The organism is Pseudomonas putida, from assembly GCF_050989985.1.
GTDB lineage: Bacteria > Pseudomonadota > Gammaproteobacteria > Pseudomonadales > Pseudomonadaceae > Aquipseudomonas > Aquipseudomonas putida_AI.
This window is the reverse complement of sequence record NZ_CP158815.1, coordinates 6,648,574-6,661,032: the sequence shown is the minus strand read 5'-3', so window position 1 is coordinate 6,661,032 and position 12,459 is coordinate 6,648,574. Positions and strand designations below refer to the sequence as shown.

The 12,459-nt window shown below is 55.7% G+C and carries 6 protein-coding genes, 2 tRNA genes and 2 rRNA genes; 6 read left to right on the top strand and 4 right to left on the bottom strand.

All coding sequences use genetic code 11. The features are described from left to right. Window positions 1-36: 36 nt before the first annotated feature. The 4 genes from ABTV29_RS30395 to ABTV29_RS30380 all read right to left on the bottom strand — a co-directional run bounded on the left by ABTV29_RS30395 (window position 37) and on the right by ABTV29_RS30380 (window position 4,295). Window positions 37-1,473 carry an NAD(P)(+) transhydrogenase (Re/Si-specific) subunit beta gene (locus tag ABTV29_RS30395; protein ID WP_433768174.1) on the bottom strand — a complete coding sequence of 479 codons (1,437 nt, stop codon included), beginning with the start codon at window positions 1,471-1,473 and terminating at the stop codon, window positions 37-39. Further along, window positions 1,470-1,826 carry an NAD(P) transhydrogenase subunit alpha gene (locus ABTV29_RS30390; protein WP_007992881.1) on the bottom strand — a complete coding sequence of 119 codons (357 nt, stop codon included), beginning with the start codon at window positions 1,824-1,826 and terminating at the stop codon, window positions 1,470-1,472. Before ABTV29_RS30390 ends, ABTV29_RS30395 begins: the two co-directional genes overlap by 4 nt. Before the next feature lie 11 nt (window positions 1,827-1,837). Further along, complete coding sequence (locus ABTV29_RS30385; RefSeq protein ID WP_433768173.1) at window positions 1,838-2,959, bottom strand: Re/Si-specific NAD(P)(+) transhydrogenase subunit alpha; 1,122 nt, start codon at window positions 2,957-2,959, stop codon at window positions 1,838-1,840. A gap of 436 nt (window positions 2,960-3,395) precedes the next feature. Further along, window positions 3,396-4,295, bottom strand: a complete 900-nt coding sequence (locus ABTV29_RS30380; RefSeq protein WP_433768172.1) for a LysR family transcriptional regulator — start codon at window positions 4,293-4,295, stop codon at window positions 3,396-3,398. A gap of 158 nt (window positions 4,296-4,453) precedes the next feature. Here ABTV29_RS30380 and ABTV29_RS30375 point away from each other — a divergent pair, with 158 nt between their 5' ends. The 6 genes from ABTV29_RS30375 to ABTV29_RS30350 all read left to right on the top strand — a co-directional run bounded on the left by ABTV29_RS30375 (window position 4,454) and on the right by ABTV29_RS30350 (window position 12,386). Continuing rightward, entirely contained in the window at window positions 4,454-5,635 is a 1,182-nt protein-coding gene (locus ABTV29_RS30375) for an acyl-CoA dehydrogenase (RefSeq protein WP_433768171.1), read from the top strand. Window positions 5,636-5,647: 12 nt separating this feature from the next. Beyond that, the gene (locus tag ABTV29_RS30370) at window positions 5,648-6,868 is read left to right on the top strand and encodes a CaiB/BaiF CoA transferase family protein (RefSeq protein WP_433768170.1); all 1,221 of its coding nucleotides are present in this window, start codon (window positions 5,648-5,650) and stop codon (window positions 6,866-6,868) included. A gap of 581 nt (window positions 6,869-7,449) precedes the next feature. After that, window positions 7,450-8,986, top strand: a 16S ribosomal RNA gene (locus ABTV29_RS30365). A gap of 80 nt (window positions 8,987-9,066) precedes the next feature. Further along, a tRNA-Ile gene (locus ABTV29_RS30360) sits at window positions 9,067-9,143 on the top strand. Window positions 9,144-9,173: 30 nt separating this feature from the next. Further along, window positions 9,174-9,249 (top strand) — tRNA-Ala (locus ABTV29_RS30355). A gap of 243 nt (window positions 9,250-9,492) precedes the next feature. Then, a 23S ribosomal RNA gene (locus tag ABTV29_RS30350) occupies window positions 9,493-12,386 on the top strand. Together the 16S and 23S rRNA genes with 2 tRNA genes alongside form the textbook arrangement of a ribosomal RNA operon. Window positions 12,387-12,459 lie beyond the last annotated feature (73 nt).

The window sequence follows — 12,459 nt, the reverse complement described above, 5'->3', positions numbered from 1 at the left end:
CCGACAGGTCGGGGCGTTTTGTGTTGCAGGCGAGAGTTACTCGACAGCCTTGACCATGTCTTCGATGACCTTTTTCGCGTCACCGAACACCATCATAGTCTTGTCCAGATAGAACAATTCGTTGTCCAGACCGGCGTAGCCGCTGGCCATCGAGCGCTTGTTGACGATGATGGTCTTGGCCTTGAACGCTTCGAGAATCGGCATGCCGGCAATCGGCGATTTCGGATCGTTCTTGGCGGCCGGGTTGACCACGTCGTTGGCGCCCAACACCAGCACCACGTCGGCCTGGCCGAACTCGGAGTTGATGTCGTCCATCTCGAACACCTGGTCGTAAGGCACTTCGGCCTCGGCCAGCAGAACGTTCATGTGGCCCGGCATACGACCGGCGACCGGGTGGATCGCGTACTTCACGGTCACGCCGTGATGGGTCAGCTTCTCGGTCAGTTCCTTCAGCGCGTGCTGTGCCCGTGCTACCGCCAGGCCATAGCCCGGAACGATGATCACGGTATCAGCGTTGGTCAGCAGGAAGGTCGCGTCGTCAGCCGAGCCGGATTTCACCGGACGTGCTTCTTTGGAACCCGCAGGGCCGGCCGCATCCGCAGTGTTGCCGAAGCCGCCGAGCAGTACATTAAAGAAGGAGCGGTTCATTGCCTTGCACATGATGTAAGACAGAATCGCACCGGAGGAGCCCACCAGCGAACCGGCGATGATCAGCATCGAGTTGTTCAGCGAGAAGCCGATACCCGCCGCCGCCCAGCCGGAATAGCTGTTGAGCATCGACACGACGACCGGCATGTCGGCACCGCCAATCGGGATGATGATCAGCACGCCGAGCACAAAGGCCAGCGCCAGCATCAGGCCGAAAGCGATGTAGTCGCCGGTGAGCATGAAGGTCACGCCCAGAGCCAGTGTGGCCAGGCCCAGCAGCAGGTTCAGCTTGTGCTGACCGGAGAACTGTACTGGTGCGCCCTGGAACAGGCGGAACTTGTACTTGCCAGCCAGCTTGCCGAAGGCAATCACCGAACCGGAGAAGGTGATTGCACCGATGGCTGCACCGAGGAACAGCTCCAGGCGGTTACCGGCCGGGATCGCGTCACCCAGCTGCTGGACGATGCCCAGCGACTGTGGCTCGACCACGGCAGCCACGGCAATGAACACCGCGGCCAGGCCGATCATGCTGTGCATGAAGGCGACCAGCTCGGGCATCTTGGTCATTTCAACGCGCTTGGCCATGATCGAACCGGCGGTGCCGCCGATCAGCAGGCCGACGATCACGTAGACGATGCCGTCATGGGCCAGCTCGGCGCCCAATTTGTAGATCAGGCCGACCGTAGTGAGGATTGCCAAACCCATGCCGAGCATGCCGAACAGGTTGCCGCGACGCGATGTGGTTGGGTGCGAGAGACCCTTGAGCGCCTGGATGAAGCAGACCGAGGCGATCAAATACAGGGATGTAACCAGGTTCATGCTCATGCTTGCTGCACCTCAGCTTTGACTGCTTCGGCCTTGGCTGCCGGAGCTTTTGCTGGAGCCGCCTTCTTCTTGAACATTTCCAGCATGCGCCGGGTCACCAGGAAGCCACCGAACACGTTAACCGCGGCCAGTGCCACGGCCAGGGTGCCCATGGTCTTGCCCAGCGGAGTCACGGTGAGGGCGGCCGCGAGCATGGCGCCGACGATCACAATGGCGGAGATGGCGTTGGTGACCGCCATCAGTGGTGTGTGCAGCGCAGGAGTCACGTTCCAGACCACGTGGTAGCCGACATAGATAGCCAGCACGAAGATGATCAGGTTGTAGATACCGTGAGAGATCAGCATGTCTTCCATTGTTTTTATCCTCAGCCGTTCTTGCGCACGATCTGGCCGTCGCGGCACATCAGGCACGCGGCGACGATATCGTCTTCAAGGTTGATCACCAGTTGTCCATCTTTATCGAACAACAGTTTCATGAAGTCCAGCAGGTTGCGGGCATACAGCGCCGAGGCATCGGCACCGACAGAAGCCGCCAGGTTGGTCGGGCCGACAATGGTCACGCCATTCTCCACGACTACCTGGTCCGCCACGGTCAGCGGGCAGTTGCCGCCCTGGGCTGCCGCCAGGTCGATGACCACCGAACCCGGCTTCATCTGCGCCACGGTTTCCGCGCTCAATAGCGTCGGCGCCTTGCGACCCGGAATCAGTGCGGTGGTAATGACGATGTCAGCCTGCTTGGCGCGCTCGTGCACGGCCACGGCCTGGCGCTGCATCCAGCTCGCCGGCATCGGGCGTGCGTAACCGCCGACACCGACGGCGCATTCACGCTCTTCATCGGTTTCGTAAGGCACGTCGACGAACTTGGCGCCGAGGGATTCGATCTGTTCCTTCACCGCCGGACGTACGTCAGACGCCTCGATCACCGCACCCAGGCGTTTCGCCGTAGCGATGGCCTGCAGGCCAGCCACGCCGGCGCCGAGAATCAGCACGCGCGCCGCTTTCACGGTGCCCGCGGCAGTCATCAGCATCGGCATGAAGCGAGGGTAGTAGTGAGCGGCCAGCAACACGGCTTTATAGCCGGCGATGTTGGCCTGGGAAGACAGTACGTCCAGGCTCTGGGCGCGGGAGGTACGCGGCGCGGCTTCCAGCGCAAACGCGGTAATGCCGCACTCGGCGAGATTGGCGATGGTTTCATTGCTGAACGGGTTGAGCATGCCCACCACAACGGCTCCGCGCTTGATCAGCGCCAGTTCGTTGTTGTTGGGTGCGACCACTTTGAGGATCAGCTCGGCACCAAACGCATCACTGGCGCTGCCAATGGTTGCGCCTGCCGCTACATAAGCACTGTCGACAACGCTGGCATTGATACCGGCGCCGCTTTGTACAGTGACCTTATGGCCCTGGCTGATCAGCTTCTTAATGGTTTCCGGGGTAGCAGCAACCCGTGTTTCACCCGTCTGGGTCTCGAGAGGAACACCAATGTGCACGTCAAATCTCCTGCGTGATCTTATTGAGTAAACCCATGCACTACGGATGGTGCGGCTGGGGCGGCCGATCAGCACGATCCCGCCGAATCTGGGCGGGGCGCGGCATTTTGCAGGCGAACTTTGCGCCCTTTCAAGGGATTATGACGCGTGACGTAAAATTAACTACAAGTCATCCCGTGACCGAATGTCGCAGCAATCCGGTTCAAGCCCTTGTAGGGCGCGACATACAGCCATTTTTATCGAAAATAAAGAATTTGCGCATCGGCCATATGAATGATGCTGTATTGCTTCGAAATAGCAGCGCAAAGCCATGTATTCAGGCGCTTGTGGGACGTTTGTACTGCTTTTGAGTACAGTCTTCGAATATGCGACAAATACTTATATCTGTAGGGTTTTTATTTTGCTGACTACGGGGTCAGCTAACGGCTGAAGCCCTTTATTCCTCGATGCTGTAGCTGTGCGCCTGATGGACCAGCCAATCCCGAAAAGCCCTTAAAGAGGCCGATTCGACCTTTCTCTCGGGAATCATTAGGTAATACGCCTTAATGCTGGAGAGTGCCTGGGGGTTGGCAATCACCAGGCGTTTCTCGGCCAATTCACGCTGAATCAGGAACGGTGGAATCAGGGCGATACCCATGTCATGCATGGCCGCCTGAGCCAGCATGGAGAATAGCTCGTAGCGTGGTCCTGTCATGTCGCGCGGGACATTCAGTCGCTGGGAGTTAAACCAGTGTCGCCAGGCGTAGGGGCGGGTGGTCTGTTGCAAGAGGGGTAGTTCAGCGATTTCCTCGGCGGTCAGGTGGCTTTTTTTTCCCAGCAGGTTGGGACTGCAAACGGGCAGCGGATGCTCGCCCATCAAGCGATGGGACTCTGTGCCTGACCAGTCCGCATCGCCGAAATAAATCGCTGCATCGAAGTCTGTATCGGCAAACAGGAAGGGCCGTGTGCGGTTGGTCAGGTTGACCGTCACTTCCGGGTGTTTTTGCTGGAAGTCCTTAAGCCTGGGTAGCAGCCATTGAGTACCGAAGGTCGGAACCACCGCTAGTTCGATCACATTGGCGCCTTGCTGGCCCATCACTGACAAGGTGTCACGCTCGACCGCATCGAGTTGGGTTGCCACCCGGCGGCTGTAGGAGAGGCCGGCTTCCGTGAGTTTTACTCCGCGCCGTGAGCGTCGGAACAGCTCAACGTTGAGGAACTCCTCAAGGCTGGCGATCTGTCGGCAAATCGCCCCTTGGGTGAGTGAAAGTTCCTGTGCCGCCTTGGTAAAGCTCTCGTGGCGTGCGGCTGCCTCAAAGCTGATCAGGGCGGTTGTGCTGGGGATCTTTCTGCGCATGTACGTCAACCTCACTAATACATCGCACAATTTGCGGTTTGCGACGTTTCGGAGTGAGAAATTAGCACAACAGTATGCGAAATCCTCGTTTGCCCGGACGGCGAACCGGGCCTAGGATCACTCCCACGTTATTTGACCCGTTTCGAGAGGATGCACTCATGGGTGGTAAAGCTAGCTTCAACTGGATCGATCCCCTGCTGCTGGATCAACAGCTCACCGAAGAAGAGCGCATGATCCGCGACACCGCCGCTCAGTTTGCCCAGCAGAGCCTCGCGCCGCGCATTCTCGAAGCGTTCCGCCATGAAAAGACCGACCCGGCGATCTTCCGCGAAATGGGCGAAGTGGGTCTGTTGGGTGCGACCATTCCAGAACAGTACGGCGGCAGCGGCCTGAACTACGTCAGCTACGGCCTGATCGCCCGTGAAGTCGAGCGTATCGATTCCGGCTACCGCTCGATGATGAGCGTGCAGTCCTCGCTGGTGATGGTGCCGATCAATGAGTTCGGTACCGAAGCACAGAAACAGAAATACCTGCCAAAACTGGCCTCGGGCGAGTGGATCGGTTGCTTCGGTCTGACTGAGCCTAACCACGGTTCCGACCCGGGCTCGATGATTACTCGTGCACGCAAAGTGGAAGGCGGCTACAGCCTGACCGGCGGCAAGATGTGGATCACCAACAGCCCAATCGCCGATGTGTTCGTGGTCTGGGGCAAGGACGATGCGGGCGACATTCGCGGTTTCGTTCTGGAGAAAGGCTGGAAAGGCCTGAGCGCTCCGGCGATTCACGGCAAGGTTGGCCTGCGTGCATCGATCACCGGCGAGATCGTGATGGATAACGTGTTTGTTCCTGAAGAGAACATCTTTCCGGATGTCCGTGGCTTGAAAGGTCCATTCACCTGCCTCAACTCGGCGCGTTATGGCATTTCCTGGGGCGCGCTGGGCGCTGCCGAGTTCTGCTGGCACACCGCTCGCCAATACACCCTGGATCGTCAGCAGTTCGGCCGCCCACTGGCTGCCACTCAGCTGATCCAGAAGAAACTGGCCGACATGCAAACCGAGATCACCATGGCGCTGCAAGGCTGCCTGCGCCTGGGTCGGATGAAGGACGAAGGCACGGCGGCGGTTGAAATCACTTCGATGATGAAGCGCAACTCCTGCGGCAAGTCTTTGGACATCGCACGCATGGCCCGTGACATGTTGGGCGGCAACGGTATTTCGGATGAGTTCGGCGTTGCTCGCCATCTGGTCAACCTGGAAGTGGTGAATACCTATGAGGGTACGCATGACGTCCACGCGCTGATCCTCGGTCGCGCGCAGACTGGCCTTCAAGCGTTCTATTAATAGGAGAACGCCATGGGCGCGCTTTCGCATCTGCGGGTACTGGATTTATCGCGGGTATTGGCCGGGCCGTGGGCGGGGCAGATCCTTGCGGACCTTGGCGCTGAAGTGATCAAGGTCGAGCGTCCAGGCAATGGCGATGACACGCGCGCCTGGGGCCCGCCTTTCCTTAAAGACGCCTATGGCGAAAACACCAGCGAGGCCGCCTATTACCTGTCGGCCAATCGCAACAAGCAATCGGTGACCATCGACTTCACTCGCCCGGAAGGGCAGAAGCTGGTGCGAGACCTGGCGGCCAAGTCAGACATTCTGATCGAGAACTTCAAGGTCGGTGGGCTGGCGGCCTACGGGCTGGACTACGAATCGCTGAAGGCGATCAATCCGAATCTGATCTATTGCTCGATCACCGGGTTTGGTCAAACCGGTCCTTACGCCAAGCGTGCGGGTTATGACTTCATGATCCAGGGGCTGGGCGGTCTCATGAGCCTGACGGGGCGACCTGAAGGGGATGAGGGGGCGGGGCCGGTGAAGGTCGGGGTGGCACTGACCGACATCTTGACGGGGCTGTACTCCACCGTGGCGATCCTGGCGGCGCTTGCGCATCGAAACCAGGAGGGCGGTGGGCAGCACATCGATATGGCATTGCTGGATGTGCAGGTGGCATGTCTGGCCAACCAGGCGATGAACTACCTGACTACAGGCAATCCTCCCAAGCGTTTGGGGAATGCTCATCCGAATATCGTGCCTTATCAGGATTTTCCTACGGCGGATGGCGATTTCATCCTTACCGTGGGTAATGACGGGCAGTTCCGCAAGTTCGCGGAAGTCGCGGGGCAGCCTCAGTGGGCGGATGATCCGCGGTTTGCTACCAACAAGCTGCGGGTAGCGAATCGGGCGGAGCTTATTCCGCTGATCCGTCAGGCTACGGTATTCAAGACCACTGCTGAATGGGTGGCTCAGCTGGAACAGGCTGGTGTGCCCTGTGGCCCGATCAATGACCTGGCGCAGATGTTTGCCGATCCTCAGGTCAAGGCGCGTGGTTTGGCGATCGAGCTACCACATGCTCTGGCCGGGCTGGTGCCTCAGGTTGCGAGTCCGATTCGTTTGTCCGAGACGCCGGTTGAGTATCGTCGTGCTCCTCCTTTACTGGGCGAGCATACGCTGGAGGTTCTGCAGCGGGTGCTGGGGCTGGATTCTGGTGTCGTGGCTGCGTTTAAAGAGTCCGGCGTGCTCTGACGTTTCCTTCTATATAGAAAGGCTGGTTTTGCTCCTCCCGATTGCGGGGGAGCAGGCCGGTTTTCTGCCGTCTGTAACTTATTGAAAGAAAACTGAAATTAAGTGTTGACGGCGAGTTTTAGATCTCTATAATTCGCCCCACTTCCGGCGCAGCCGAAACGGAAAACTCCTTGGTAAACAATGGGTTACGCAGTTTTGACGGTCAGGTGCTTCAGTTCATCGAAGCCCGCAGGAAGTTGAAAAAGAGGTGTTGACAGCAGCGAGTAACGCTGTAGAATTCGCCTCCCGCTGACGAGAGATCGAAAGCGCAAGTGGTTGAAGTTGTTAAGGATTCCTTGAAAACTTCTGAAAATAATCACTTGACAGCAAATGAGGCTGCTGTAGAATGCGCGCCTCGGTTGAGCGAAGCGCTTAACCAACCGCTCTTTAACAACTGAATCAAGCAATTCGTGTGGGTGCTTGTGGTGTCAGACTGCTAGTCAACAGATTATCAGCATCACAAGTTACTCCGCGAGAAATCAAAGATGTAACCAACGATTGCTGAGCCAAGTTTAGGGTTTTCTCAAAACCCAAAGATGTTTGAACTGAAGAGTTTGATCATGGCTCAGATTGAACGCTGGCGGCAGGCCTAACACATGCAAGTCGAGCGGATGAAGAGAGCTTGCTCTCTGATTCAGCGGCGGACGGGTGAGTAATGCCTAGGAATCTGCCTGGTAGTGGGGGACAACGTTTCGAAAGGAACGCTAATACCGCATACGTCCTACGGGAGAAAGCAGGGGACCTTCGGGCCTTGCGCTATCAGATGAGCCTAGGTCGGATTAGCTAGTTGGTGAGGTAATGGCTCACCAAGGCGACGATCCGTAACTGGTCTGAGAGGATGATCAGTCACACTGGAACTGAGACACGGTCCAGACTCCTACGGGAGGCAGCAGTGGGGAATATTGGACAATGGGCGAAAGCCTGATCCAGCCATGCCGCGTGTGTGAAGAAGGTCTTCGGATTGTAAAGCACTTTAAGTTGGGAGGAAGGGCATTAACCTAATACGTTAGTGTTTTGACGTTACCGACAGAATAAGCACCGGCTAACTCTGTGCCAGCAGCCGCGGTAATACAGAGGGTGCAAGCGTTAATCGGAATTACTGGGCGTAAAGCGCGCGTAGGTGGTTTGTTAAGTTGGATGTGAAAGCCCCGGGCTCAACCTGGGAACTGCATTCAAAACTGACAAGCTAGAGTATGGTAGAGGGTGGTGGAATTTCCTGTGTAGCGGTGAAATGCGTAGATATAGGAAGGAACACCAGTGGCGAAGGCGACCACCTGGACTGATACTGACACTGAGGTGCGAAAGCGTGGGGAGCAAACAGGATTAGATACCCTGGTAGTCCACGCCGTAAACGATGTCAACTAGCCGTTGGGGACCTTGAGTCTTTAGTGGCGCAGCTAACGCATTAAGTTGACCGCCTGGGGAGTACGGCCGCAAGGTTAAAACTCAAATGAATTGACGGGGGCCCGCACAAGCGGTGGAGCATGTGGTTTAATTCGAAGCAACGCGAAGAACCTTACCAGGCCTTGACATCCAATGAACTTTCCAGAGATGGATTGGTGCCTTCGGGAACATTGAGACAGGTGCTGCATGGCTGTCGTCAGCTCGTGTCGTGAGATGTTGGGTTAAGTCCCGTAACGAGCGCAACCCTTGTCCTTAGTTACCAGCACGTAATGGTGGGCACTCTAAGGAGACTGCCGGTGACAAACCGGAGGAAGGTGGGGATGACGTCAAGTCATCATGGCCCTTACGGCCTGGGCTACACACGTGCTACAATGGTCGGTACAGAGGGTTGCCAAGCCGCGAGGTGGAGCTAATCCCACAAAACCGATCGTAGTCCGGATCGCAGTCTGCAACTCGACTGCGTGAAGTCGGAATCGCTAGTAATCGCGAATCAGAATGTCGCGGTGAATACGTTCCCGGGCCTTGTACACACCGCCCGTCACACCATGGGAGTGGGTTGCACCAGAAGTAGCTAGTCTAACCTTCGGGGGGACGGTTACCACGGTGTGATTCATGACTGGGGTGAAGTCGTAACAAGGTAGCCGTAGGGGAACCTGCGGCTGGATCACCTCCTTAATCGACGACTCAGCTGCGCCATAAGCTCCCACACGAATTGCTTGATTCATTGAAGAAGACGATAGAAGCAGCCCGAAATTGGGTCTGTAGCTCAGTTGGTTAGAGCGCACCCCTGATAAGGGTGAGGTCGGCAGTTCGAATCTGCCCAGACCCACCAATTTTGTGTGGGAAACGCCTGTAGAAATACGGGGCCATAGCTCAGCTGGGAGAGCGCCTGCCTTGCACGCAGGAGGTCAGCGGTTCGATCCCGCTTGGCTCCACCACTACTGCTTCTGACGTATAAAGCTTAGAAATGAGCATTCCATCGAAGGATGGTGAATGTTGATTTCTAGTCTTTGACTAGATCGTTCTTTAAAAATTTGGGTATGTGATAGAAAGATAGACTGAACGTTACTTTCACTGGTAACGGATCAGGCTAAGGTAAAATTTGTGAGTTGCTCTTAGAGCAATGCGAATTTTCGGCGAATGTCGTCTTCACAGTATAACCAGATTGCTTGGGGTTATATGGTCAAGTGAAGAAGCGCATACGGTGGATGCCTTGGCAGTCAGAGGCGATGAAAGACGTGGTAGCCTGCGAAAAGCTTCGGGGAGTCGGCAAACAGACTTTGATCCGGAGATGTCTGAATGGGGGAACCCAGCCATCATAAGATGGTTATCTTGTACTGAATACATAGGTGCAAGAGGCGAACCAGGGGAACTGAAACATCTAAGTACCCTGAGGAAAAGAAATCAACCGAGATTCCCTTAGTAGTGGCGAGCGAACGGGGACTAGCCCTTAAGTGGCTTTGAGATTAGCGGAACGCTCTGGAAAGTGCGGCCATAGTGGGTGATAGCCCTGTACGCGAAAGTCTCTTAGTCATGAAATCGAGTAGGACGGAGCACGAGAAACTTTGTCTGAATATGGGGGGACCATCCTCCAAGGCTAAATACTACTGACTGACCGATAGTGAACTAGTACCGTGAGGGAAAGGCGAAAAGAACCCCGGAGAGGGGAGTGAAATAGATCCTGAAACCGTATGCGTACAAGCAGTGGGAGCAGACTTTGTTCTGTGACTGCGTACCTTTTGTATAATGGGTCAGCGACTTATATTCAGTGGCGAGCTTAACCGAATAGGGGAGGCGTAGCGAAAGCGAGTCTTAATAGGGCGTTTAGTCGCTGGGTATAGACCCGAAACCGGGCGATCTATCCATGGGCAGGTTGAAGGTTAGGTAACACTGACTGGAGGACCGAACCGACTACCGTTGAAAAGTTAGCGGATGACCTGTGGATCGGAGTGAAAGGCTAATCAAGCTCGGAGATAGCTGGTTCTCCTCGAAAGCTATTTAGGTAGCGCCTCATGTATCACTGTAGGGGGTAGAGCACTGTTTCGGCTAGGGGGTCATCCCGACTTACCAAACCGATGCAAACTCCGAATACCTACAAGTGCCGAGCATGGGAGACACACGGCGGGTGCTAACGTCCGTCGTGAAAAGGGAAACAACCCAGACCGTCAGCTAAGGTCCCAAAGTTATGGTTAAGTGGGAAACGATGTGGGAAGGCTTAGACAGCTAGGAGGTTGGCTTAGAAGCAGCCACCCTTTAAAGAAAGCGTAATAGCTCACTAGTCGAGTCGGCCTGCGCGGAAGATGTAACGGGGCTCAAACCATACACCGAAGCTACGGGTATCATCTTCGGATGATGCGGTAGAGGAGCGTTCTGTAAGCCTGTGAAGGTGAGTTGAGAAGCTTGCTGGAGGTATCAGAAGTGCGAATGCTGACATGAGTAACGACAATGGGTGTGAAAAACACCCACGCCGAAAGACCAAGGTTTCCTGCGCAACGTTAATCGACGCAGGGTTAGTCGGTCCCTAAGGCGAGGCTGAAAAGCGTAGTCGATGGAAAACAGGTTAATATTCCTGTACTTCTGGTTATTGCGATGGAGGGACGGAGAAGGCTAGGCCAGCTTGGCGTTGGTTGTCCAAGTTTAAGGTGGTAGGCTGAAATCTTAGGTAAATCCGGGGTTTCAAGGCCGAGAGCTGATGACGAGTTACCCTTTGGGTGACGAAGTGGTTGATGCCATGCTTCCAAGAAAAGCTTCTAAGCTTCAGATAACCAGGAACCGTACCCCAAACCGACACAGGTGGTTGGGTAGAGAATACCAAGGCGCTTGAGAGAACTCGGGTGAAGGAACTAGGCAAAATGGCACCGTAACTTCGGGAGAAGGTGCGCCGGTGAGGGTGAAGCACTTGCTGCGTAAGCCCACGCCGGTCGAAGATACCAGGCCGCTGCGACTGTTTATTAAAAACACAGCACTCTGCAAACACGAAAGTGGACGTATAGGGTGTGACGCCTGCCCGGTGCCGGAAGGTTAATTGATGGGGTTAGCTAACGCGAAGCTCTTGATCGAAGCCCCGGTAAACGGCGGCCGTAACTATAACGGTCCTAAGGTAGCGAAATTCCTTGTCGGGTAAGTTCCGACCTGCACGAATGGCGTAACGATGGCGGCGCTGTCTCCACCCGAGACTCAGTGAAATTGAAATCGCTGTGAAGATGCAGTGTATCCGCGGCTAGACGGAAAGACCCCGTGAACCTTTACTATAGCTTTGCACTGGACTTTGAATTTGCTTGTGTAGGATAGGTGGGAGGCTTTGAAGCGTGGACGCCAGTTCGCGTGGAGCCATCCTTGAAATACCACCCTGGCAACTTTGAGGTTCTAACTCAGGTCCGTTATCCGGATCGAGGACAGTGTATGGTGGGTAGTTTGACTGGGGCGGTCTCCTCCTAAAGAGTAACGGAGGAGTACGAAGGTGCGCTCAGACCGGTCGGAAATCGGTCGTAGAGTATAAAGGCAAAAGCGCGCTTGACTGCGAGACAGACACGTCGAGCAGGTACGAAAGTAGGTCTTAGTGATCCGGTGGTTCTGTATGGAAGGGCCATCGCTCAACGGATAAAAGGTACTCCGGGGATAACAGGCTGATACCGCCCAAGAGTTCATATCGACGGCGGTGTTTGGCACCTCGATGTCGGCTCATCACATCCTGGGGCTGAAGCCGGTCCCAAGGGTATGGCTGTTCGCCATTTAAAGTGGTACGCGAGCTGGGTTTAGAACGTCGTGAGACAGTTCGGTCCCTATCTGCCGTGGACGTTTGAGATTTGAGAGGGGCTGCTCCTAGTACGAGAGGACCGGAGTGGACGAACCTCTGGTGTTCCGGTTGTCACGCCAGTGGCATTGCCGGGTAGCTATGTTCGGAAAAGATAACCGCTGAAAGCATCTAAGCGGGAAACTTGCCTCAAGATGAGATCTCACTGGAACCTTGAGTTCCCTGAAGGGCCGTCGAAGACTACGACGTTGATAGGTTGGGTGTGTAAGCGCTGTGAGGCGTTGAGCTAACCAATACTAATTGCCCGTGAGGCTTGACCATATAACACCCAAGCAATTTGCGAACTCGAAAGAGGCCAGATTGCGGTGTGTGAAGACGCAATGAGCCGAAAGTT